Genomic DNA, 23,151 nt, shown 5'->3' with positions numbered 1-23,151 from the left:
TTGGCGTTTCGAAGTTCAGCAAGGTTGTTGGGCCCCAGGGGTGTCCGACAACGGAATTTGTACGCCATCATGACAGCGGACCGTTCCAGCCGGGGCGGTCTGCATTGTCCATCGACGGGGCAGCGCCCAGCGTAGGCCTGCCATTCTTTCACTGGAACCCGAACAGCACGCCTCGGCGCCGTCGCCGCGGTGTGACTTCATTAGGAGAGTGACAATGGCAAGCACGATTCAAGCGGCACTCGACGCGGGCCTGGACCCGATCGGGGCGGCGATCGCCCATTTCGGCTCGAGCAATCTCTTCGCGCCCCTGTCCTTCATGGAAGGCGACGAGGGTGATGAGGACGACGAGGGCGATGAGAATAACGAGAACGACGAGGGCAACGAGAACAACGAGGGCGATGAGGACAACGAAGGCGACGAGGGCAACGAGCGCGATAACGGCGACGAAAACAACGAGGGCGACGAAGCCGACGAAGGCAACGAGGACGACGAGGATAACGAGGGCGACGAGGGCAACGAACGCGACGAGGGCGACGAGGGCAACGAAGGCGATGAGGGCGACGAGCCCGACAATGACGACGAGGACAACGAGGGCGACGAGGGCGACGAGGGCGACGAGAATGACGAGGGTGACGAGGGTGACGAAGGCGACGAGAACAACGAGGACGATGAAGGCGACGAGAGCGACGCCGGCGACGAGGGTGATGAGGACAACGAGGGCGACGAAGTCGACAATGGCGACGAGGGCAATGAGGACGACGAGGGCAATGAGAACGACGAGAACGACGAAAATAACGAGAATGACGAGGCAGACGAGGGCGATGAGGGCGACGAAAGCGACGAGAGCGACGAGGATGATGACGGCGATGACGGCGACGAGAATGACGAGAGCGACGAGAACGATGAGGGCGATGAGAATGACGAGAGCAGCGTAGGCAACACCGACGAAGGCAATGAGTCGGACGAGAACGACGAGGGTAACGAGAACGACGAGGGCAACGAGAACAACGAGGGCGACGAGGGTAACGAGAACGACGAGGGCAATGAGGACGACGAGGACGACGAAGGCGACGAGGCCGACGAGAATGACGAGGGCGACGAGGCCGACGAGGGTGACGAGGACAACGAAGGCAACGAAGCCGATGAAGCCGGCGACGAGGACGACGAATATAACGAGTCCGACGATGCCGGTAACGAGGACGATGAGGGCAACGAGCAGGACGAGGGCGACGAGGGCGACGAAGCCGACGAGAATAACGAGGCCGACGAGGGTGATGAGGGCGACGAGCCCGATAATGACGACGAGGACGACGAGGACAACGAGAGCGACGAGGGCGATGAAGACAACGAGTCCGATGAGGGCGACGAGGGCGATGAAGCCGACGAGGGCGACGAGAACGACGAGGACAATGAAGGCGACGAGCCCGATGACGGCGATGAGTCCGACGAGGGCGACGAGTTCGACGAGGGTGACGAAAATGACGAGGATGACGAGGGCGACGAAGGTGACGAGTCCGACGAGGGCGACGAGGATACCAATGACGATGCCAACGGCGACGAAGGCAACGAAGGCGATGAGGGCGACGAAACCGACGGGTTCGGTGCCTGATCGCATCTCGCTCTGAACTGCATGTCACGGCGGTGACGCCGTGACATGCACCAGGACGGAAGGCTCTGATGCCGGCCTTCCCGATGACACCTCCGACACCTGCTCCCGGCCCTGGCCGGGAGCCTTTTCGCATCGCGGCGCATCGCGCGCCAAAGGCAGGAGATCATTTCGATGATCAGGCCGTTATTCGCATGCGGACTTGCGATCGTCGCGTCTGTTGCCGGAGGGCTTCTGCCCGTCCGGAACGGCGATGCCGATGCCGGACGGGTCGCGGCGACGCCGACGCCTTCCGATCGTCCGCCGCTTTACCGATCGTCGGTCGTCGGCACGGACTTCGATTTCATCACCGACCGTGACCCGAGCGCGTTCGATGCCCTGCGGTTCGTGGCGCTCAAGCCATTCGAGATGCCGGACAAGCGCGCCAATGACCGGCCGCTGATGAAGGATGCCTATGTCTTCGCCGCGCGCTATCGTGACGGCACGACGGTCGCCATCGCGGTCGATGCGGCGTTCGGCAGCAGGCCGGCGGCGGAGCAGGAGGCATCGCGCTATACGCTGCGGCTGGGTCGGCTGCCGTCGCTCTATCGTCGCCATTTGCGGCATATCGTGATCCACGAGGGCGGCGCGGACACGACCGCTTTCGCCGAGGACCGCGGGCATTTCCTCGTGCTCTATTCCGGCAACGCGACACGGCGCATCGGCACGCACGATCTGGAGGAGACGCTGTTCCACGAAGCCACGCACGCGGCGATCCAGCAGCAGTATCTGCCCCGCGCCGCGTGGAAGACGGCGCGCACCCGCGACGGCGCTTTTGTGACGCATTACGCCGAGACGGACGAGCAGGAGGATTTCGCCGAGTCGGCGTTGTTCGCCTACACGCTCATCAAACATCCCGAGCGTTTTCCGGTCGCGGAGCGGGAAAGGATCGAGCGGCAGATTCCCCATCGCATAGACTTTTTCCGGACCGTCTATGTCGATTGAGCCGGCGATGACCGATGCTGCCGCGCGACGCCAGGTCGCCGCGGGGGATACGGGTAACGTGGCGATCCCCGCCGCGCTTTCGACCGGGCAGATGGCGCAGCACCGGATGTCGGACTGGCTGGAGCTCCACAATGTCAGCGCGATGGCCTGCCAACGCCTCATCGCCGATATTCCGATGCCCCAACCATCGAGGATCGTGACGCTGACGACCTGGACAGCGCCATGTCTCGCCGCCGCCTGGGAGATGACGCAGCGGGCCATGCAAGGGCTGTTCCCCGCGCAAGCGGATATCGTCACCGCAACCTTCGACCACACCGAGAAGACCCGGATCGAACGCTCAGCAACCCGGCCCCGAGCGGTAACCCTCGATAATGGTGCCGGGGCGTTTCCGACGATCGTCTATTCCTACGAAGGCGATCCCGGAGATCTGCTGATGCTGGCGCATGAATTTGGTCATGCGCTGCAATTGCGGATGAGCGAGCGACGCTTCGTTCCTCCCGTCATCAGGGAGACGTGCGCGTTTCTGGCCGAGCGCGCGTTGCTGGCCGCGACACGGATTGGCGATCCGCTGTGCTACAGATATCTCAGGGAAGCGGCATGGGCCGATGACGCGCGCTATTTCGGGCGAAACCGCGACCTGCTTGAGCATGCACTGGCGCGCCCGGACACCGCCTATCGCTATGCCTGGAATTATCCGATCGCGCGGTACATGGCGATCTGCATCGATCGCTATGGTTCGCCGGATCAAAGCCTGGCGCTTTTTCGCGGCCGCCTGACCGTTTCCGATCTGCTGGACTGGGCGCCGCGCGTCGCGTGCGCCTAATCGCTCGCCCTTTCCACGGACAAACCCCTGACGGGGCTGGCGACGTTTGCGGGGACGGTTCGGGTCGAAGCCGCCGGTCTTTGGGCACCGCCCGACCAGTCCGACCAATTGTTGGCGTTGGCACGGTAGCTGTCGTTCGGATCGTAGATGGGCCCGATGCCACCGGCCAGCTCGGCGGCCTGAGCCCGGCCGATGATATTCAGCAGCGTCATCGCAAAGACATATGCATCGCGGCGGACGCTGGCGAGCGTGACGCGGCTGCCCAGCAACTCCTGTTCGGCGTTCAGCACGTCGATCAGATCGCGGGCGCCGATGGTCTGCTCGATCTTGACGCTGTCCAACGAAATCTGGTTCGCGGCGATCGCGGCGGTGTTCGCGTCGATCGCGTTCAGCGCATTGCGCCAGCCGGCGAAAGCGGCGCGCGCACTCGCCACTGCCAGCCGTTCCGCGGCGATCGCTTGCTCGATCTGCTGGGCGCTGAGATCGGCGGCCTGCCGCACGCGCGCGCCGACCGCGCCGCCCTGGTATAGCGGCCAGCGCAATACCATGCCGGCGCTGACGTCGGTCGCACTGTTGATCAGCGTTCCTCGCGGCAGCCCGAGGCGGCGATCGGCGGTCCCGAGCGCATTGGCGTAGGTTGACGACACAAACGCCGACAGGACCGGCTGCCGCTCTCCCTTGGTCGCTTCGACCGTCAATCGAGCGGCGCGCACGCGCTCCACGAGCGCCGCGAGATCGAGATTGCCGTCGAGCGCGGCAGCCTCCGCCGCCTCCGCGCTGATGGGGAGGGGCGGCAAGGGCGGGAGCGGTTCGAGAATGTCGGCGCGCGCGCCCACGACCCGCTCGAAATTCTCCTCCGATGCCTGCAGGCGCCCCTGCGACAGCGCCAGATTGCTCCGCGCCAGTAGCAGCCGCGCCTCCGATTGCGCGACATCGGCCTTCGTGAGGTCGTTGACGCGGAAGCGGTCCTGCGCCGCCTTCAGGTTCGCTTCGAGCACGCGCACCTGATCGATGTTGAGCGCCCGGATCTCGCGATCCCGCAGCAGATCGGCATAGGCGGTCGTCGCCTCGACCAGCACTTCGCCCTCGGTCGCACGCAGGTCGTATCGCCCCGCGCTCACCAGCGCCCGCGAGGCTTTCACCGTGTTGCGGATCCGGCCCCCCGTGAACAGGATTTGCTCGACATCGCCGGCGACGGTGATGTCGCGGCCAAGGCCGAGATTGCGCGTGGTGTGCACGTCCTGTTCGAACACCGTCCGGGCGGCAAGCTGTGGACGCCCCTCTGACCGTGCGAGGGCGACCCCGCTGTCCAGGCGGCGCAGCGCGGCGCGCTCGCTCATCAATGTCGGGCTGGTCTGATAGGTGCGCTGCAGCGCCTGATACAGCGTGCGAACCGGGGGCAGTGGAGAGCCGCTGCGCGGCGCGGTCGTCTGCAATGGTGTCGCGGTCCTGATCGGCGAAACGGTTTGCGCCACCGCCGATTGGGCACCGACGATGGTGGCTGCGATCGCGATTGGCCATGCGGATGTGCTCATGCTCCTCGTCCTCCCCGTCTGACCCACGCGCATGCTTGGCCCCGAGCCCGGCCAACTGGCCGGGCGGTCCGCCGTCCGATCTCGTCGCTGACGCTGCTCGATGTGGCTGCTCGCCCGGTGTGCGCCGGGCGGACAGTGGTGCGCCGGGCTATTCCGCCGGCAGGACCGCCAGCTTTCGTCCGAGCGGCAGCGCGTCGAGCAGGATCGTCATTCCGTCGGCGTTGCGACGCTTGAACGCGACGCCAACCTTGATGAAGATGTCTTTGCCGCCATCGTCGCGCTCGCGGATCGCAAAGACGTCGAAATCGGGTCGGTGGCTGTCGGACATTCGATTACTCCCCCTTCGTGCAACTGATCTTGCGGCGTCATGATCGTGTGAGGTTCGGTCGCACCGCGCCCATCAACGGCTCGCGCACGGCGTGGATCGGCGCTGAGTCGGACTTGATCTCGCGCAGGACGCCGGCATCGAGATTGTAGCGGTGCGTCGAGCGGAAGATCTTCAGCGGGACGCGCGTGAGCACCACCATGATGCCGCCCGCGCCGGTGAAATCCGCGATCGTCGTACCGAGATCGTTCTTCAGGGCGTCACGAAAGCTGGTGTCCGGCTCGTCGACGATCAGGATCTGCGGATCGTGATACAGGGCGCGGGCAAGGGCGAGTTGATGACGCTCGCCTTTGGAGAAGACGCTCCCGAGCGGGTCAAGGTGCGTTTGATATCCGTCGGGCAGCGCGGCGATCCGCTCATGCACCCCGGCGACGCGCGCGATCTGGACCAGCCGCTCGGGCGCGCCCACAGGGGCGAAACCGACGAGATTCTCCTCGATCGTCCCGTCGACGAAGTCGATACGCTGGGGGATATAGCCGATCGTCGTGGCGCCATCGTAAATCGACAGCCGTTCGATATCGATGCAGCCGAGCAAGACCTTGCCGCTCGCCCGCGGCATCCGGCCGATCAGCGTCTCGGCAAGAATGGTCTTGCCGGATCCCGCGCCACCGACGATCTCGATCGTCGATCCGGGCGCGAAGGCGGCGTTGACGTTGCGCAGGAGCGTCCGTTTCGTAAGCAGGCAGCGCACCGTCAGCTGCGACAGCGTCAACGCCGATACGGGCTCCGGCGTCGCCACCGGCCGGCGTGGTGCGGCCAGGATCTTGCTGAGATTCTGCCAGTTGCGCGATGCCTCCAGCATGTCCGGTATCTCGGCCAGGAAGCGCTCCGCGCGATTCACCACGTGCCGCGCGAGATACATGCTGGCCACCATCGCGCCGATCGTTATGTCGCCGTTGATCGTCTGATAGGCGCCGGCCGCGAGGGCGACATACTGGATCAGCAAGGCGACGTGCGACGCGGTGATCGAAAACCAGGCGGTCCAATCCTTCAGCTCGACCGCCGCGTCGCGCGTCCGGCGGCGCGCAGCGAGCCACCGTTGATTGTAGGCGGCGGTCATCTGCTGCGTTTCGATGACGTGGCGCGAGACAAGCAGGGCGTCCTTGAGCCCGACCCCCGCCTCGCCCGCCGCGCTCGAGCGGGTCATCCGCTCGGTCTGAGTCATGTTGCGCGCCACATTGATGAGCGCAAGAACCACGAGCCCGACGACGACCACCCAGCCGATCAGCGGATCGATGACGAAGACGATGCCCAGGAAGACGGGTGACCACAGGAAGTCGAGGATCGTGATGAGCGAACCCGAGTGGAAGAAGCCGCGCAGTTGATCGGTTTCATTCAACCCGGCCGCCGGCTTCTTCCCGCCCTTCGCCAGGTAGCTTTCGCGCGCCTGCGAACTGAAGATATGCTGTTCGACGCCTTCCTGAAACTGGGCTCCGAAGCGGGCCATGATGCGCCGGCGAGCATAGTCCAGCAGCGTCATCACGCCGATCGTGATCGTCAGCAGCAGGAGGAGTGCGACCAAGGTTTCCCGCGATCGGGCGGGTAGAACGCGGTCGAACACCAGGATCATGAACAACGGGCCGGCAAGCTTGAGCAAGCCGTACACCAGGCTCATGACGATGGAGAAGAACAGGATGCCACGCATGCCGTGCAACGCCGCGCGTAGCGGATTGACCTGTTTGCTCTTGGACATCGGCCGACTACCCCTGCCGCAACGTCGGCGCTGTTACTTGCGCACCTGATTGACGTTGAAAGAAATGATCACGCGGTCGCCGGCGCGGCCGTGGTTCTTCGACATGTTGGTATCGACGCCGTGGTAAAGCCACGCCGGGAAGATCACCATTCGACCAGGAACCGGCTTGAAGTTTACCTTCGTCCAGCAGTCGCGTGGCCGTTTCTTCTTATTTTCGTATTTCGGCTGGTTCATGATGAGGACGGTGCGGGGATCGACGAACTCGATCCGGCCGGCATTTTCAGGCGCTTGTATGTAATACACCCCGCTCCACAGGCTATTGGGATGGATGTGCGCGCGATTGCCGTTGCCCGGAGGATTGATGATCGACCACATGGTGGTGATCTTGAGTTGCTGATCCTTCGCATAGTGCAGCTCGTCGGCGATCCGCGCGAGAACCGCATCAACCTCGCTGACAATAGGCTGATAGGCCTCGTTCTTGTGAAGCGAGGTGCCGCTGTGCCAACTGCCTAGCTCTGCGGTGTTCGACTTGTTCACCGCGGTGCCGTGCTCGCGCTCGTCATATGTCAGCTGCAGCAACTTCTTGTTGAGCTGCTCGCAGTCCTCGACATCGTATTGATAGATCATCGTAGGAAAGTAGCTGTTCTGAACGAACCGCTCGGCGGCTACCGTGGTCCGATTGCCGCCTTCGCGAAGCACGAGCTTGGGCTTCGGCGTGACGCTCGGCACTCTGCTGAGCGTATCAGACTCGGCTTTCATATAGGCTGTCGACATTGCACCTCTCCCTCCGATCAGTGCTCCACGACAGACAGCGCAGACCGGCGCCAATCCGTGGAGAACAGGTAACTGTTCGATGAGTCGGCGGTCGGGCCGCCGGGCTCGGGCAAGGCGATCGGCAGGCCTACATTGGGCCGTCGTCCGATCAGGCGGCCGACCCGAAACCCCTTCCGGCGCCGAGTTTGCCGCGACTCGCTCATGCCATGGATGTATCTTTGTTTGCTGGAAAAGTTTCGTCAACGAATATTTAAATACAAAATTACTACACCATTCGAGGTAGAAAGCGGTTTGCGTCAATCAAAAGTATTTACGTGATGATATCGAAAGTTACATCGTGAGTTGTTGCACGAGCGGTTGTTTCAATCTGTCGGATATATTAGGAGGAATCGAAGCAAAAGGGGGTGTGGATCGTGACAGCCTTGGCGTTGGACCATCGCCGGACTTGGACAATCCGTCGGCCGCTGGCGATAGGGCTGGCGGCGCTTTTCGGGTTTTTCGCGTTCGTGATCGCCTGGGCGGTCAGCTTCACGATATCGGGCGCGGTGATCGGCAAGGGGCAGGTGCAGGTCACCGCCACCCGTATCGCGGTGCAACATCCGGTGGGCGGCGTCATCGCGCAGATCCTGGCGAGCGGCGGGGACAAGGTGCACGCCGGCGATGTGGTTCTTCGGCTCGACGATTCATCGCTCCGCGCCGAGCTTGCGGCGATCGAGGGCGAGCTGTTCGAATTGCTCGCGAATGAAGCGCGACTGGAGGCGGAGATTGCGGACCAGCGGACGTTGCCGCTCCACCCCTTGCTGCTGGACGCCGCGGCGCGCGATCCGGGGGTGAATGCGCTGGTGGCGCAGCAGCAGAGCCAGCTCACTGCACATTATCGGTCGCTTTGGACGCAGGTATCGCTGCTGGAGCAGCAGCGGGGTCAGATTTCCGCCGAAGGGGCCGGCGTCTTCGCGGCGCTTGCGGCGAAGCAGGACGAGCTGAAACTGCTGACCGAGGAACTCAACCGTGCGCTACAGAATATGCAGAACGGCTTTGTCACGCGAACGGTGGTCTCGAACCTGCAGCGCGATGTGATCAAGACGAAGGGCGAGGTCGGCAGCCTGATCGCCAAGCGCGCGGAACTGAGCGGCAAGGTGGCCGAACAGCGCCTCAAGACCTATGCGACGCCGCTCGAAAGCAAGGAGGTCAGCGCCGATCGCCTCAATCTGCTCCGCCAGCAATCGACGAAACTGATCGAGGCGCGCAGCGCGATCCTTTACAAGCTGGACAAGCTTCAGGTGCGCGCGCCGGTCAGCGGAAGCGTGTTCGACTCGAAGATGCTGGGACCGCGCTCGGTGATCGAGGCGGCCAAGCCGATCATGTACATCGTACCCGATGCCAAGCCGCGGCTGGTCGTCGTGCGGGTAGAGGCGACCGATATCGAGCAGGTGCATGTCGGGCAGCCCGCTGGCCTGCGGTTCACCACTTTCGGCAAACGCAGTACGCCGGTGATCCAGGGCTTCGTATCCGCCGTGTCGGCAGACGCGTTTCTGGATGAGAAGACCAAGTCGTCCTATTATTTCGTTGATGTCCAGATGATCGAATCCGAACTGACAAAGCTCGGCAGCGTCACATTGCTTCCGGGTATGCCGGTCGATGCGTTCCTGAAAACAGAGGATCGCTCACCGGCCAGCTACGTCATCGCGCCGATCGCGAATTTCTTTCAGCGGGCGTTCCGCGACTGAGCCGAGCAGCGTCCGCGTGACGCTGGCGAGCGCATCGAGTGTACGGTCGGCATCCTCGATCAGCTGACGCGCGAGGTCGACCGTCGATGCTCCGGCCGTGCAGGCGGTTTCGATACGTTGAGCCAGGCCGGCGACGCGCATCGCGCCGACCCCCGCCATGGCGCCGCGCATGGCGTGCGCTTCCGCCGCCGCCTCCGCGTGACGATCGTGCGCGATCAATTGCGCGATCCGTGCGGGGCGGGTGGTCAATTCACTCCGCATCATGGCGAGAATCCCGTCGAATTGCGCGTCACCGATCGCCTGCCGCACCCGTGCGAGCCTGCGATCATCGATAAGGGGCTCGCGCGCCGGGGCATGCGCCGCGCCGAATGTCGGCGGGCTGGTGGCATCCGCGAGTCGCACGATCTGATCGCCAAACACCGTGGGGTCGATCGGTTTCGCGAGCAGATCGGTGAATTCGGCGGTCCCGTAGCGATCGCGCCGGGCGTCGACGATGTCCGCGGTGAGCGCGACGATCGGTGTGCGGTGGCACGGACCATCCTGCGCGCGAATGATCCTCGTCGCTGCGAGTCCGTCCATCTCCGGCATGCGAATGTCCATCAGGATCAAATCGAACGGCTCCTGCGCAGCCATCTGAACCGCCTGGCGGCCGTTCTCCACGCTGCGGATGTTGTGCCCTGCGCGGCGCACCAGTGTCTCGATCAGCGTGCGATTGATCGCATTATCTTCGGCGAGGAGGATCGACAGGGCGCGCGAGGGCCGCACGGTCGGCGTGTCGGACGCACGCATCTCGCGCGCGACCGCGTCGAACGTCACGTCAATCACGAAGCGCGTCCCCGCCGCGGGCTGACTGTCGATCACGATCGTGCCGTCCATCGCCTCCACCAGCCGCTTCGTGATGGCAAGGCCCAGTCCGGTGCCGCCGAACCGCCGCGCTGTCGAGGCATCGGCCTGAACAAACGGGGCAAAGACGCGATCGATCGCGTCGGCGGTCATGCCGATGCCGGTATCGATAACCTCGAGGCGAACCCGACGTTGTGCGCCGGCCGCTGCGAGCCGGAGGCGGAGCTGGACGCTGCCCTGGTCCGTGAACTTGATCGCATTGCTGATGAGATTCGACAGTATTTGCCGCAGGCGTATGGGATCGCCGCGCAGATAGGTATCGCTGGTCGGGGGCTCGTCGAAGTGAAGAACGAGTCGCTTGCTGATCGCCGCGTGCTGGAAGAGGCCCAGCGTGGTGCGGCAGACATCGACGATGTAGAAGCCGGTCGACTCCAGCCTCAGGTGCCCGCTCTCGATCTTTGAAAAGGCGAGCACGTCGTCGAGGACTTTCATGAGCAGCGTCGCGGACTGTTCGAGGTTGGTGAAGAACCGTTCGCGCTCCTCGGCGGGGGGATCATGGCGCAGCAACTCGATCATCCCCAGCACGCCCGTCATCGGGGTGCGGATCTCATGGCTCATGATCGCCAGGAATGTGCTGCGCGCTTCGGCGGACGCCTTGGCGGCGTCGCGCGCGGCGATCAGTTCGGCGGCGGCCGCCACCTCCTCGCTGACGTCGCGGAAAATGCCGACCACGCCAACGATGGCGCCGTTGGGCGCACGCTCGGCCTGGCCGCTGGTTTCGACATGGCGGATCGAGCCATCGGGGCGAATGAGCCGCGCGCGCACCGTCCAGGGGCTTCCGTCGTCCAGCGCGCGTCGAAGGCTGCTGCGGACAATTTCGCGATCGTCGGGATGGTAGAAGGCGATCGCCTGATCGAGGGGGGGAGGTTGGTCTAGCGGATACCCGTGGATGCGGAAGACTTCCTCGGACCAGACCAGCGTGTTCGCGACCGAATCGAGACGCCAATGGCCGATGCCGGCGAGCGATTCAGCCATGCTGATCAGACGATGGCTCTCCTGCAGCTTCGCCATCGCCGCTTCGGTCTCCAACTCGGCCGCGCGACGGCGGCCGATGTCACGCACGCTGGCGACAAATTCCGCTGGCGCGCCGCTATCGTCACACAGCAGGCTGTAGGTCGCCTCCAGCCAGACATAACTGCCATCGCGGCAGCGCTGGCGATAGGCGCAGATGGGATTGACCGCGCCGTCGAGCAGGCTTTGCCAGACGCTGGCGACCCGGGCGCGGTCATCGGCATGAATGTCGGCGATCGGCGTTCCGCCGATCAGCTCCTCCGGTGCGAAGCCCAGAATCGTGCGGCTCGCCGGGGAGACGAAACGACGGACGCCATCAAGCCCGATGCGGACGATCATATCGTTCGAATGATCGGCAAGCAGGCGATACTGGCGCTCGCTGTCCGCGACGCGGCGCGTCGTCTCCTCACGCTCCACGAGAATCGCCGCGACCGGCATTTTGGCGATGACGATCACGGACAGGAAGACGTCGAGATAGAGCTGCCGCTGCGCCAGATCGGCGAATTGTGCCGCGATCGGCCCGACGCCGCGCAACGTCTCCATCGTGGCGATCGCCGCTACGATAACGATGCCCATCGCCGCGCCGAGCAGGCGCAGGCGAAACGTCGCCAGCGTCAGGGCGGGAAATATCAGGAACAGCGCGGGGATGTGGGCAATTTCGAAGATGAGGAACGTCACGCCGGCGACGACAGCCGCGATCGGCACGATCTCATAACAGCGGCGCGACCATATCAAGTCCCGCCCGCGTGTGACGCTGCCGACGAGGAATAGCGGGCCGGCGATGATCGTGCCGAACGCATCGGCGGCGAACCAGTCGCGCTGCAGCGGCAGAAACGGTGCGCCATCGATCAGCGCGACGGCCCCCGCACCGAACGTCGCGGCGGCGATCGGTGCCAGCGCGCCGGCGACCAGCAACATGACCGCAAGGTTCTGCGGTGCGGACAGCGGCACCGCGCGGTTGCACCACCGTTCAGCTGCGGCCAGGGCGAGGATGATTTCTAGCAGATTGGCCATGGGCCGTATCACCGCGATCGCGGGCGACGCGGCGATCACCGTATAGGTGACGGCAAAGCCGGTCGCCGCGCCGGCCAGGGCCCAGCGTCGATCGATGGTCGGGAAGCGCAGCAGTGTGATCAGCGCCGCGACATTGGCAAAAGTGATCGGGTGGCCCGCCTCGGCTGCCCGCAGGAAATGCGCGGCCAGGGTAAGCGCGGCGGTAAGCACCGCGGCCAACGCGAACAGGGAGGGCGGGTGGTAAAGCCATGCCGCCGCGAACGGCGCCTGGCGCGCGAGTCGATCCGGTGCGGGCGAACCGGTGAAGCTCATGCCCGCCTGGCTGGTTGGCGTGGATCAGCGCGATGCATCGGCAATGATCGTTCCGATCCGCATGTCTTCGGAACATCCTCCCCTCAGGTCATTCAACCGTCGAATCCGGCGCGAGCGCAAGAGCGATCGCGTCCCCCCGTCTCGGGGCCGGCGCCGGAGACATGGGAGCGCCGACCCCGCCGATGCCCGAGTGCTCGCGTACGTCCCGGCCACCGGATCGCCGACGCGCGGGGGGGTAAAGGGCACGCCGACGAGCTCGTGCCAGGAGCGGTCACCCTCCTCGCGGATCGTCCCATACCATGACGGCCGCGTCGCCGATCCGGCACTTTAGTGCTATATTGTCGAACACTTACGGGGTTTACGCGGGGCCGATCAGCGGGCTCGGCATCAGGGGGCAGGCGATGATGCGGATTATGATAGTCGACGATCATCCGCTTGTCCTGGCCGGTATCAGGGCGGCGCTTTACGAGACGCAGTTCGAGATCGTCGCCACGGCCCGCGACGGTGTCGAAGCACTCGAAGCAATCCCGGAATGTAACGCCGACGTGTTGATCCTCGACGTATTGATGCCACGGCGCGGCGGGCTCGACGTGGTCCGTGCGCTGCATCTTCGCGGCGATACCCGCCCCGTCGTGTTGCTCACGTCGGGCATCGGCGATGCCGATCTGCTGGCGGCTTTGGATCTCGGCGTTCAGGGCATCGTGACCAAGGACAGCGCGGCGGAGTTGCTGCCGCTGTGCCTGCAGCATGTCGCGCGTGGCGGACAGTGGATTGAGCCGACGCTGCTGCAGCGCGCGCTATCGCTCGCGCGGCACGGCGCGATGATGGACGACCGGCGCGCACGGATGACGCCGCGCGAGCGTATCATGGCGGAACTGGTAACGCGGGGCCTGCGCAATCGCGACATCGCCGCGGAACTGGGTGTGTCCGAGGCAACGGTAAAGGTGACGATTCACCGGCTCTTCGAAAAGCTCGGCCTGCAGAACCGCGTCGAACTCGCGCTGATGATGCGGCGGGAGGGGGGCGACCCCCATGATGAGCGACTGGACGTCACGTCCTCGGCACTGGGTCGGATGGCGGAGGCGTCGATGCCCGGATGCTGATGAAAATGCCGTCGATGGCATCATATGCCGTCGACGATTCGCCGGCAGTGGCGCGGGGATCGTGCCCCTTCCGGCCATCACCTAGCCGGCCGGCGTTTTCAGCCTGTAGCCCACTCCCAGTTCGTTCGCGATGACGCTGCCGACCGGCTCCGGTGCCTCGATCTTCTGCCTCAGATTGCGGATGACGATGCGCAGATATTCGATACGTGGATCCTCGTCGCCGCCCCAGGCGGACTCGAGCAATTGCTTGTGCATGACCACGCGGCCCGCCTGGCGTGCGAGGACCGCGAGGACGTCATATTCCTTGCGCGTCAAGTGGAGATCCTCGCCGCCGCGGCTGACGGTGCGGCGGTCGAGGTCGATGTCGAGGTCGCCGGTCGTGATGCGTTCGGGCCGCTTGCCCGCGTCGCGGCGGTGGCGCAGCGCGACGCGGAGGCGGGCGAGCAACTCGTCGGTGTCGAACGGCTTGGCGACATAGTCGTCCGCGCCCAGATCGAGGGCGGCGACCTTCTCCTCGGTCGCCTCGCGCGCCGAGACGACGAGCACCGCGCGCTCCTTTCCGATCAGCGGGATGAGGCCAAGCCCGTCGCGATCGGGGAGCCCCAGGTCGAGCAGCACCGCATCGGGTTGCTCCCTGGCGGCCTGCGCCAGCGCGTCGCGTCCGTTGGCAGCTTCCGCGACGGTATAACCGGCGTGAACCAGCGTGTTGCGGAGCAGGCGACGGATGGCGGCGTCATCGTCGACGACCAGGATCAGCGCCATCTCAGATCATCCTGCCGAGCGCGATGTCGCGGACGACGAGCACGGGCGGGAAGACGAGCGTGAAGCGCGCACCCGACTCGTCGCTGCGATTGGCGGCACCGACCGACATACCCATTGCCTCGCTGAACGCCTTGACGATGGCAAGCCCGAGGCCGGTGCCGCCGACCGCGCGGTCCGACCCTTCGACGCGGCGAAACGTCTCGAACAGTTCGGCCTCGCGGCCGGGGGGCAAGCCCGGCCCGCGGTCGACGACGGAGAGGCGCACCTCACCGGCATGATTGCGTCCTTCGACGACCACCGCGCTGTCGGGATCGGCGTAGCGGCCGGCGTTTTCAAGCAGGTTGAGAAGGCAGTGATGGAGCAGCGTCGGGTCGGCGCGGACGAGCGGCAGGTCAGGGGGAACGTCGAGCCGCACCGCCCGCCCGCCGAGCGCGCGGCGCGCATCGTTGGCGGCGCCGGCGACCGCGTCTGCCAGATCGACCGGCTCGATCGAGAGCGTGAGCGCACCCGCCTCGACCCGCGCCATGTCGAGCAAATTGGCGACGAACCGGTCGAGCCGCTGCGCCTCCGTCTCGATCGTCGCGATGAGATCGGGTGTCGCGCCCTGGTGAAGCTGATGCGCCGCGGCGATGACGGCGGTGAGCGGCGTGCGCAGGTCGTGGCTGACCGAGGAAAGCAGCGCGCTTCTCAGCCGGTCGCGCGTGCGCACGGCGTCGACGTCGCGCATCTCGGTCTGAAGGCGGAGTCGCTCGAGCACCAGGGCGGCCTGATCGACGAGGCTGCTGAGCAGCGGCAACTGATCGGCGCGAACCGGATTGCCCGCGCGCTCGCTGGCGATGCCGAGCACGGCGAGGGTCCGGTCCCCGGCGCGGAGCGGCTGGAACAGCCATTCGGATGCGGTGAGCGTCCCCGATCCCTTGCCCGCCGCGGCGCCGGTGTCGAGCGCCCAGCGCGCCGCGGCATTGTCGACGGTGTCGAGCCGGTATTCCGGGTCACTCGCGGCGAGCACGTCGAGGGTGGCCCCTTCGCCGGGGCCGAGCAGCACCGCCTGGACGTCGAGCAGGCGGCGCACGTCGTCACAGATGCGTTGCGTGGCGACGTCGATGTCGTTGACGGTCGCGATCTGGCGAAGGAAACCCGCGAGAGTGGCGTTGGTGCGGGCGCTTCGCGAGGCGAGGTCCGCCTGCGCATGGACGCGCGCGGTCAACTGGCTGGTCGCGATCGCGATGCCGAGCAGGACGACGATGGAGATGACGTTCTCGGGGTCGCTGACCGTCAATGTGCCGGTCGGGGGCAGAAAGAAGAAGTTATAGGCGAGCGTCGAGGCGATGCCCGCAAAGAGGCCGGTGCGAAGCCCGTAAAGGCTTGCCGCCGCCATAACGGGCAGCAGATACAGCAAGGCGACGTTGCCGAGGTTGAGCACCTGCGAGAGCATGCTCGCGAGCGCGGTGATCGCGGCGACGAGTGCCGTCGTGATCGCATAGCCGGCGGGCGACCCCCAGGCGCCGCGCGGTCGCGCTGCCTTCTCTGGTGGTCCCGGTTCGGGCAGCGGCAGCACGTGCACGGTGACGTCCGGTGTCTCGCGAACGAGGCGATCGACCACCGATCCGTGGCGAAGCTCGAACCAGCGCGATCGGCGCGACTTGCCGACGACGAGCTGCGTTGCGCGCGCATCCGCCAGAAATGCCTTGATGCCGTGAACGACGTTCGGCGCGGGGACGGTCGCCACCGCGCCGCCGAGCCGGGCGGCGAGCGTCATCGCCGCTGCGACGCGCGCATGCTGTGCCTCGGTAAAGCCGGCGACACGCGGGGTCTCGACGAACAGCGCGGTCCACGGCCCCTTCAGCCCGTCGGCGACGCGCTTGGCGGCGCGGACGAGGCCGTCGCAGCCGGGCAGCTCGTTGATCGCGACGACGATGCGGTCGGTGCCCGCCCAGGTGCCGCCGAGCCCCAGCGCGCGGACATCGTCCAGCATCCGCGCGTCGACGGCTTGCGCCGCGCGTCGGAGCGCAAGCTCGCGCAGCGCCGAAAGGTTGGATTTCGAGAAAAAATGCCCGAGCGCGCGCGTCGCCTCGTCAGGCAGGTAGACCTTGCCGGCCTTCAACCGCTCGATCAGCTCGTCGGGCGGAATGTCGACGACCTCGATCTCGGCTTGCTCGATCACGCTGTCGGGCACCGTCTCGCGCACGCGCACGCGAGTGAAGCTGGCGACCACGTCGTTGAGGCTCTCGACGTGCTGGATGTTGACGGTCGAATAAACGTCGATCCCCGCGGCGAGCAGTTCCTCCACATCCTGATGCCGCTTGGGATGGCGGCTGCCCGGCGCGTTCGTGTGCGCCAGCTCGTCGACCAGCACCAGACGCGGCGCGCGGGCGAGCACCGCATCCAGGTCCATCTCGTAGAGCGTGCGGCCCTCATAGGCGACCGCGCGTCGCGGGACGATCTCATGCCCGCGGGTGAGCGCCTCGGTTTCGGCGCGGCCGTGCGTCTCGACGACGCCGACCACGACGTCGACCCCGTCGCGGCGGCGCGCGAGCCCTTCGGACAGCATTTCGTAGGTCTTGCCAACGCCGGGGGCGGCGCCGAGAAAGATCTTCAGCCGGCCGCGCCCTTCCTGCGCGGCGGCGCGCAGCAGGGCGTCGGGATCAGGCCGCGCCGGCGCCATCAGCGCGGCAAGGCGTCCAGCGCGCGGTTGAGATCGAGCAGGTCGACGTGCGGTTCACCGAACCAGCTGCTGTGCACCTGCTGCTGGACGAGCGCGCGGACCCGGGGTTCGGGCAGCCCGCGTTCCCGCGCGATACGCCCGGCCTGCGCCAGTGCGGCGGCGGGCGACAGGTCGGGGTCGAGACCAGAGCCGCTCGCGGTGACAAGGTCGGCGGGAATCGGGCCGGTCACGCCGGCACGCCGCCGTGCGGCGACGTCGGCGGCGACGCGGTCCGCCAGCACCCGCGACGTGGGGCCGAGGTTCGAGCCCGAGGAGGCGAGCCCGTCATAGCCCTGGCCCGCGGCGGAGGGGCGCGACTGGAAATAGCGCGCACTGGTGAATGCCTGGCCGACCACGCTCGACCCGATCACGCGCCCGCCCGCATCGCGCACCAGGCTGCCGTTCGCCTGGGCGGGGAAGATCGTCTGGCCGATCCCGGTCATCGCCAGCGGATAGGCGAGGCCGAGGAGGGCTGCGAACAGGATCGTGAACACGATCGCGGGGCGCAGCGCGGAGGTGATGTCATTGCCCATCTTGCTTGTCCTTTACGCGAGGCCGAGGCTGCCGACCACGAGGTCGATGATCTTGATGCCGATGAACGGCGCGACGAGACCGCCGAGGCCGTAGATGGCGAGGTTACGGGCGAGGAGCGGGCCTGCCCCCATCGGCTTGTACGTCACCCCCTTCAGCGCGAGCGGCACCAATAGCGGGATGATCAGCGCATTGAAGATGATCGCCGACAGGATCGCGCTCTGCGGCGTCGCCAGCCCCATCACGTTGAGCACGCCAAGCCCCGGATAAAGCGCGACGAACATCGCCGGGATGATCGCGAAATATTTGGCGACGTCGTTTGCGACCGAAAAGGTGGTGAGCGCGCCGCGCGTCATCAGCAGCTGCTTGCCCAGGCCGACGACCTCGATCAGCTTGGTCGGATCGCTGTCGAGATCGACCATATTGCCCGCTTCGCGCGCCGCCTGCGTGCCGGTGTTCATCGCGACACCGACGTCGGCCTGCGCAAGCGCTGGGGCGTCGTTGGTGCCGTCGCCGCACATCGCGACGAGCTTGCCGCCGGTCTGTTCCTCGCGGATCAGCGCCAGCTTGTCCTCGGGTGTCGCCTGCGCGAGGAAATCGTCGACCCCGGCTTCCGCGGCGATCGCCGCGGCGGTCAGCGGGTTGTCGCCGGTGATCATCACCGTGCGGATGCCCATCGCGCGCAGCTCGCCGAAACGCTCGCGGATGCCGGCCTTTACCACATCCTTCAGGAAGATCGCGCCGAGCAACCGGCCGTCACGCGATACCGCGAGCGGCGTGCCGCCGGCGCGGGCGATCTCGTCGGTGATGCGGCGCAGTTCCGTCGCCGCGGCGGTCTCGCCCGAACCGGGATTGGCGCGGAGGATCGAGTCGACCGCGCCCTTCTGGATGAGCGTGTCGCCGAAACGGACACCCGACACGCGCGTCTGCGCGGTGAAGGGAATGATTTCCGCGCCCTCGGGCAAAGGCTGTTGAAGGTCGAAACGCTGGCGCGCAAGCAGCACGATCGAGCGGCCTTCGGGCGTCTCGTCGGCAAGGCTGGCGAGGAGCGCCGCCTCGGCGAGCGCGGCCTCGGTCGCACCGCCGACGGGGCGGAACTGGCTCGCCTGGCGATCACCGACCGTGATCGTCCCCGTCTTGTCGAGCAGGAGCACGTCGACGTCGCCCGCCGCCTCGACCGCGCGGCCCGATTTGGCGAGCACGTTGAAACGGACCAGCCGGTCCATCCCCGCAATGCCGATCGCCGACAGGAGCGCCGCGATCGTGGTCGGAATCAACGTGATCAGCAGCGCCGCCAGGATCGCCACCGGGATGCTGCCGCCCGCATAGGAAGCGAAGGCGGGAATCGTGCCGACCGCGATCAGGAAGATGATCGTGAGGCCGACGAGCAGGATGGTAAGCGCTACCTCATTGGGAGTCTTCTGTCGCTCGGCGCCTTCGACCAACGCGATCATCCGGTCGAGAAAACCCTTGCCGGGCTCGACCGTCACCCGCACGCGGATCTCGTCGGAGATGACTCGTGTGCCCGCGGTCACCGCCGAACGGTCACCGCCCGCCTCGCGGATGACGGGCGCGCTCTCGCCGGTGATCGCGGCCTCGTTCACCGAGGCGACGCCGGATACGACCTCGCCGTCGGAGGGGATCAGGTCGTTGGTTTCGACCAGCACGATGTCGCCGACCTTGAGCTGGCTGGCGGGCACTTCGTCGAACGCGCGCCCGTCGCCCTTCAACCGCTTCGCGACGAGTTCGGCCTTGGTGGCGCGCAGGCTCGCCGCCTGCGCCTTGCCGCGGCCTTCCGCGAGCGCCTCGGCAAAGGTGCCGAACAGCACCGTCAGCCACAGCCACGCCGCCAGCTGCGCCTTGAAGGCGAGGCCGAGGCCGTCGTGACCGATGACGAGCAGCAGCGTCATCAGCGCGGCGACCACCGCGGTGACCAGCATGACGGGATTGCGGACGAGCTCGCGCGGGTCGAGCTTCAGGATCGACGCCTTGATCGCGGGCACGACGAGGTCGGCGGTGAACAGGCTCTTGGATTGGGCTTTTGCCATGATGGCCCCCGGATCAGAACAGCTGGCCGCGGATCATCGCGAGATGATCGGCGATGGGACCGAGCGCGAGGCTCGGCAGGAAGGTGAGGCCGCCAAGGACCAGGATGATCCCGACGAGCAGGCCCACCCACAGCCCGCCGGTGGTCGGGAACGAACCCGCGCTTTCCGGCGTGTATTTCTTGGCAGCGAGGCTGCCGGCAATGGCCAGCATCGGCACGATCACGAAGAAGCGGCCAAACCACATCGCGATGCCCAACAGCCCGTTATACCAGGGCGTGTTGGCGGTGAGCCCGGCGAAGGCCGAGCCGTTGTTCCCGACCGCGCTGGTGAAGGCATAGAGGATCTCCGAAAAACCGTGCGGCCCCTTGTTGAGCGGTCCGGCGAGGCCCGCCTCCGCCACTGCCGACAGCGCGGTGCAGCCGAGGATCACGAGCGGCAGCACCGCGATCGCGAGCACGGCGAGCTTCACTTCGCGCGCTTCGATCTTCTTGCCGACATATTCGGGCGTGCGGCCGACCATCAGCCCGGCGACGAACACCGCCAGGATCGCGAACAGCAGGAAGCCATAGATGCCGGCACCGACACCGCCGATCACGACCTCGCCCAGCTGAATGTTGAACAGCGGGATCATCCCGCCCAGCGCGGTGAAACTGTCGTGCATCGCGTTGACCGCCCCGCACGAGGCGGCGGTGGTGACGACCGAGAAGAGCGCGCTGGCGGCGATGCCGAAGCGGACTTCCTTGCCTTCCATGTTGCCGCCGGCGACGCCGAGCTGGTGGAGGACGGGATTGCCGGCGGCTTCCTGCCAATAGGTCACGGTAACGCCGGCCAGGAACAGGATGACCATCGCCGACAGGATCGCCCAGCCCTGGCGCGTGTTGCCGACCGCCTTGCCGAAGGTCCAGGTAAGGCCGAAGCCGATCACGAAGATCGACAGCATCTGCACGAAATTGGTCAGCGCGGTCGGATTTTCGAAAGGGTGGGCCGAATTGGCGTTGAAAAAGCCGCCGCCGTTGGTGCCCAGCATCTTGATCGCCTCCTGCGAGGCGACCGGGCCCAGCAGGAGCGACTGGCGCGCCCCTTCCAGAGTGGACACGTTAACGACGCCGGCGAGCGTCTGTGGCACGCCCGACGCGATCAGGAAAAGCGCATAGACGATCGACAGCGGCAGCAGCAGGTAGAGCGTGATCCGCGTGACGTCCGCCCAGAAATTGCCGAGGGCGGCCGCCTCGCGCCGCGCGAAGCCGCGGAACAGCGCGAAGGCGAGCGCGATGCCGGTTGCCGCCGACAGGAAATTGTGGATCGTCAGCCCCAGCATCTGGCTGAGGTTCGACATGGTGCTCTCGCCGCCATAGCTCTGCCAGTTGGTGTTGGTCGTAAAGCTGATCGCGGTGTTGAAGGCGAGGTGAGGGGACAGCCCGGCCAACCCCTGCGGATTGCCCGGCAGCACGCCCTGCAGCCGCAGCACCGCATAAGTGAGCGCGAGCAGCGTCGTGTTGAACAGCAGCATATGCACCGCATAGCGGCGCCAGCCCTGTTCGGCGTTCGGATCGATCCCGGAGAGCTTGTAGAAGCCGCGCTCGACCGGACCGAGCAAGATATGCAACGGCGTCCGTCGGCCTTCATACAGCGCGTTGAGCCAAACCCCCACGGGCTTGGTGAGTGCCAGCAGGATGCCGACGAACAGGAGGATGAGAATCCAGCCCTGGACTGTCATGTAAGCCGCTCCTTCAGAAGCGTTCGGGGCGGATCAGCACCGCCACCAGATAGACGAGAAGGCCAAGCGCGGTCAGCGCGGCGAGCCAAAGGTCGAGCGTCATGCGAACTCTCCTCAGGCGTCGTCGCAAAGCCGCGCATAGGCGAGCGTCATGAGCACGAGGCCGGCCAGGATGCCGAGCCAGAGCAGGTCTTCCATCGCGTTCCCCTAGAAAGCCGCGGTCAGCGCGGCGACGACCGTCCCGCCCGCGATGTTGCCGGTGCCGTCCTGGCCGCGGCTGAAGCTGGGGCGGAGATAGGCCGCCTCCGCGTTCGAGATGTCGGTGTCGACATAGCTGACGTTGAGGGTCAGCCCTCGCCACGTCGCGTCGGCACCCAGCGACCAGTCCCAATAGCGGCCGGTCGGCGCGACCGCGGTCGCGTTGGGGCCAAGGCCGTTCTGGCCCCGGCTGTGCCCGACATGCGCCTTGGCGGTGAACGGCGTCCCCGGAACCGCGACCGCGCCGTCGCCCCAGAGGTCGAGATTGTGGCCCTTCGCCCCGGGATCGGTATAGGTTCCCGCCGCGGCGTCCGCGCCGGTGCGATACCAGCGGCCGAGCGCCTGTTGCCGGGGCGCATAGGCGACCCCCGCGGTCAGCGTCGCCGGGCCGGCGGTGCCGCTGAGCTTGGCATAGGGTTCGGCGAAGTCGGTTCGGTCCGCGCCGCCCGGATACATGTACCAGGTGAGCCCGACGTCGATGGTTCCCCCGCCGATCGGCCGTTTCACGCCGCCGATCAGGTCCAGCTCCATGTTGGCACCGCCGAACGTTCCCCAGCCGGCGAGGTTCGACGCCCAGGTGCCGACATAGACGCCGCTCTGGTGCGCGACCGTGATCCCGCCCTGCACCGCCATTTCCTGGTCTGACTGCGATACACCGCGGAAGCGATAGTCGGAAGCGATTGTCGCCGATCCCGAGACGGTGACGGGCGGCGGCGGGGTGGTTTCGGCGGTGCGGCTTTGCGCAAGGGCGGGGGCGGCGAGCGCGATCAGGCTCACCGCGGGCAACAGGCTCGTAAACGTCATGCACGGTTCCCATTGGACGGGACGTCACCGCGAATCGGTGACCTTTCCAGGGATCGCGATTAGATGCCGGCCGCGTAGCAATTCGAGATCGCATCACGGCTTTCGCATAGTATTGGCGTATAGTCAGCGCATGGCGCCGTTATGGCGACGCGTTGTAGTGATGGCGGGCGGGCAGGGGCCCGTCCCGCACGCATCAACTGGCCGCAGGCTTCGTCAGGGCGGCCATATACAGGTCGGTCACATGCGCGATATAACGACGGCGCAGCGTATCGGTGACGCCGTCCTCGCCGATCAGCGCCGGGATCGCACCCGCCGAACTGAAAATGAAATCACATGCCCCCGTCAGGCTGAAGTACAGCATATCCGGGTCGACTTCGCGAAATCGACCGAGCCGGACGCCCTCGGCGATGATGTTCCCGCTGATGCTGGTGCGGGGCCTCAGCAGCGACGTCGTGTC

At 66.1% G+C, this 23,151-nt stretch carries 17 protein-coding genes and 1 pseudogene; 5 read left to right on the top strand and 13 right to left on the bottom strand.

Annotated features, from left to right (window positions below; all coding sequences use genetic code 11):
* Window positions 1-316 precede the first annotated feature (316 nt).
* The 3 genes from ACFDSW_RS02640 to ACFDSW_RS02630 all read left to right on the top strand — a co-directional run bounded on the left by ACFDSW_RS02640 (window position 317) and on the right by ACFDSW_RS02630 (window position 3,413).
* Window positions 317-1,609 carry a hypothetical protein gene (locus ACFDSW_RS02640; RefSeq protein WP_375248722.1) on the top strand — a complete coding sequence of 431 codons (1,293 nt, stop codon included), beginning with the start codon at window positions 317-319 and terminating at the stop codon, window positions 1,607-1,609.
* Between the two features lie 171 nt (window positions 1,610-1,780).
* On the top strand, window positions 1,781-2,590 hold the full coding sequence (locus ACFDSW_RS02635) for a hypothetical protein (RefSeq protein WP_375248721.1): 810 nt from the start codon (window positions 1,781-1,783) through the stop codon (window positions 2,588-2,590).
* 7 nt (window positions 2,591-2,597) lie between these two features.
* On the top strand, window positions 2,598-3,413 hold the full coding sequence (locus ACFDSW_RS02630; RefSeq protein ID WP_375248720.1) for a hypothetical protein: 816 nt from the start codon (window positions 2,598-2,600) through the stop codon (window positions 3,411-3,413).
* Here the strand turns inward: ACFDSW_RS02630 and ACFDSW_RS02625 are convergent.
* From ACFDSW_RS02625 to ACFDSW_RS02610, 4 genes are all read right to left on the bottom strand, one after another.
* On the bottom strand, window positions 3,410-4,948 hold the full coding sequence (locus ACFDSW_RS02625) for a TolC family protein (RefSeq protein ID WP_375248719.1): 1,539 nt from the start codon (window positions 4,946-4,948) through the stop codon (window positions 3,410-3,412). The genes ACFDSW_RS02630 and ACFDSW_RS02625 overlap by 4 nt on opposite strands.
* Before the next feature lie 148 nt (window positions 4,949-5,096).
* Window positions 5,097-5,276 carry a hypothetical protein gene (locus tag ACFDSW_RS02620; RefSeq protein ID WP_375248718.1) on the bottom strand — a complete coding sequence of 60 codons (180 nt, stop codon included), beginning with the start codon at window positions 5,274-5,276 and terminating at the stop codon, window positions 5,097-5,099.
* A 37-nt stretch (window positions 5,277-5,313) separates the two neighbouring features.
* The gene (locus ACFDSW_RS02615) at window positions 5,314-7,026 is read right to left on the bottom strand and encodes an ATP-binding cassette domain-containing protein (RefSeq protein ID WP_375248717.1); all 1,713 of its coding nucleotides are present in this window, start codon (window positions 7,024-7,026) and stop codon (window positions 5,314-5,316) included.
* Window positions 7,027-7,059: 33 nt separating this feature from the next.
* Window positions 7,060-7,800 (bottom strand): TIGR02466 family protein, encoded by a 741-nt coding sequence (locus ACFDSW_RS02610; RefSeq protein WP_375248716.1) that lies wholly within the window; start codon window positions 7,798-7,800, stop codon window positions 7,060-7,062.
* A 413-nt stretch (window positions 7,801-8,213) separates the two neighbouring features.
* Here ACFDSW_RS02610 and ACFDSW_RS02605 point away from each other — a divergent pair, with 413 nt between their 5' ends.
* A complete protein-coding gene (locus ACFDSW_RS02605) occupies window positions 8,214-9,527 on the top strand; it encodes an HlyD family type I secretion periplasmic adaptor subunit (RefSeq protein WP_375248715.1) in 1,314 nt (437 codons plus the stop codon).
* On the opposite strand, the gene ACFDSW_RS02600 is transcribed toward ACFDSW_RS02605, so the two are convergent.
* Complete coding sequence (locus ACFDSW_RS02600) at window positions 9,465-12,767, bottom strand: PAS domain-containing protein (protein WP_375248714.1); 3,303 nt, start codon at window positions 12,765-12,767, stop codon at window positions 9,465-9,467. The two genes, ACFDSW_RS02605 and ACFDSW_RS02600, sit on opposite strands and share 63 nt — an antisense overlap.
* Window positions 12,768-13,180: 413 nt before the next feature.
* Here ACFDSW_RS02600 and ACFDSW_RS02595 point away from each other — a divergent pair, with 413 nt between their 5' ends.
* The gene (locus ACFDSW_RS02595; RefSeq protein ID WP_375248713.1) at window positions 13,181-13,870 is read left to right on the top strand and encodes a response regulator; all 690 of its coding nucleotides are present in this window, start codon (window positions 13,181-13,183) and stop codon (window positions 13,868-13,870) included.
* An 81-nt stretch (window positions 13,871-13,951) separates the two neighbouring features.
* On the opposite strand, the gene ACFDSW_RS02590 is transcribed toward ACFDSW_RS02595, so the two are convergent.
* The 8 genes and pseudogenes from ACFDSW_RS02590 to ACFDSW_RS02555 form a co-directional block, all read right to left on the bottom strand.
* Window positions 13,952-14,632 (bottom strand): response regulator transcription factor, encoded by a 681-nt coding sequence (locus ACFDSW_RS02590; protein WP_375248712.1) that lies wholly within the window; start codon window positions 14,630-14,632, stop codon window positions 13,952-13,954.
* A gap of 1 nt (window position 14,633) precedes the next feature.
* Entirely contained in the window at window positions 14,634-17,297 is a 2,664-nt protein-coding gene (locus ACFDSW_RS02585; protein ID WP_375248711.1) for a DUF4118 domain-containing protein, read from the bottom strand.
* A complete protein-coding gene (kdpC, locus tag ACFDSW_RS02580; RefSeq protein ID WP_375248710.1) occupies window positions 17,297-17,869 on the bottom strand; it encodes a potassium-transporting ATPase subunit KdpC in 573 nt (190 codons plus the stop codon). Before kdpC ends, ACFDSW_RS02585 begins: the two co-directional genes overlap by 1 nt.
* 12 nt (window positions 17,870-17,881) lie before the next feature.
* Window positions 17,882-19,915 (bottom strand): potassium-transporting ATPase subunit KdpB, encoded by a 2,034-nt coding sequence (kdpB, locus tag ACFDSW_RS02575; protein WP_375248709.1) that lies wholly within the window; start codon window positions 19,913-19,915, stop codon window positions 17,882-17,884.
* A gap of 13 nt (window positions 19,916-19,928) precedes the next feature.
* Window positions 19,929-21,632, bottom strand: a complete 1,704-nt coding sequence (gene kdpA, locus ACFDSW_RS02570) for a potassium-transporting ATPase subunit KdpA (protein ID WP_375248708.1) — start codon at window positions 21,630-21,632, stop codon at window positions 19,929-19,931.
* A 13-nt stretch (window positions 21,633-21,645) separates the two neighbouring features.
* Window positions 21,646-21,735 carry a K(+)-transporting ATPase subunit F gene (kdpF, locus tag ACFDSW_RS02565; protein WP_037531783.1) on the bottom strand — a complete coding sequence of 30 codons (90 nt, stop codon included), beginning with the start codon at window positions 21,733-21,735 and terminating at the stop codon, window positions 21,646-21,648.
* A 104-nt stretch (window positions 21,736-21,839) separates the two neighbouring features.
* Window positions 21,840-22,694, bottom strand: coding sequence for a TorF family putative porin (locus tag ACFDSW_RS02560; RefSeq protein ID WP_375248707.1), 855 nt, complete (start codon window positions 22,692-22,694; stop codon window positions 21,840-21,842).
* A gap of 193 nt (window positions 22,695-22,887) precedes the next feature.
* Window positions 22,888-23,130: pseudogene (locus ACFDSW_RS02555) on the bottom strand (hypothetical protein); the annotation flags it as partial.
* Window positions 23,131-23,151 lie beyond the last annotated feature (21 nt).

The organism is Sphingomonas sp., from assembly GCF_042091075.1.
Lineage (GTDB): Bacteria > Pseudomonadota > Alphaproteobacteria > Sphingomonadales > Sphingomonadaceae > Sphingomonas.
The sequence above is the reverse complement of the archived record's forward strand: the minus strand, read 5'-3'. Positions and strand labels throughout refer to the sequence as shown.

Coding starts and splice junctions, on each gene's coding strand:
- ACFDSW_RS02640 (WP_375248722.1), top strand. CDS start 317: ATGGAAGGCGACGAGGGTGATGAGGACGACGAGGGCGATGAGAATAAC.
- ACFDSW_RS02635 (WP_375248721.1), top strand. CDS start 1,781: ATGATCAGGCCGTTATTCGCATGCGGACTTGCGATCGTCGCGTCTGTT.
- ACFDSW_RS02630 (WP_375248720.1), top strand. CDS start 2,598: ATGACCGATGCTGCCGCGCGACGCCAGGTCGCCGCGGGGGATACGGGT.
- ACFDSW_RS02625 (WP_375248719.1), bottom strand. CDS start 4,948: ATGAGCACATCCGCATGGCCAATCGCGATCGCAGCCACCATCGTCGGT.
- ACFDSW_RS02620 (WP_375248718.1), bottom strand. CDS start 5,276: ATGTCCGACAGCCACCGACCCGATTTCGACGTCTTTGCGATCCGCGAG.
- ACFDSW_RS02615 (WP_375248717.1), bottom strand. CDS start 7,026: ATGTCCAAGAGCAAACAGGTCAATCCGCTACGCGCGGCGTTGCACGGC.
- ACFDSW_RS02610 (WP_375248716.1), bottom strand. CDS start 7,800: ATGTCGACAGCCTATATGAAAGCCGAGTCTGATACGCTCAGCAGAGTG.
- ACFDSW_RS02600 (WP_375248714.1), bottom strand. CDS start 12,767: ATGAGCTTCACCGGTTCGCCCGCACCGGATCGACTCGCGCGCCAGGCG.
- ACFDSW_RS02595 (WP_375248713.1), top strand. CDS start 13,181: ATGATAGTCGACGATCATCCGCTTGTCCTGGCCGGTATCAGGGCGGCG.
- ACFDSW_RS02590 (WP_375248712.1), bottom strand. CDS start 14,632: ATGGCGCTGATCCTGGTCGTCGACGATGACGCCGCCATCCGTCGCCTG.
- ACFDSW_RS02585 (WP_375248711.1), bottom strand. CDS start 17,297: ATGGCGCCGGCGCGGCCTGATCCCGACGCCCTGCTGCGCGCCGCCGCG.
- kdpC (WP_375248710.1), bottom strand. CDS start 17,869: ATGGGCAATGACATCACCTCCGCGCTGCGCCCCGCGATCGTGTTCACG.
- kdpB (WP_375248709.1), bottom strand. CDS start 19,915: ATGGCAAAAGCCCAATCCAAGAGCCTGTTCACCGCCGACCTCGTCGTG.
- kdpA (WP_375248708.1), bottom strand. CDS start 21,632: ATGACAGTCCAGGGCTGGATTCTCATCCTCCTGTTCGTCGGCATCCTG.
- kdpF (WP_037531783.1), bottom strand. CDS start 21,735: ATGACGCTCGACCTTTGGCTCGCCGCGCTGACCGCGCTTGGCCTTCTC.
- ACFDSW_RS02560 (WP_375248707.1), bottom strand. CDS start 22,694: ATGACGTTTACGAGCCTGTTGCCCGCGGTGAGCCTGATCGCGCTCGCC.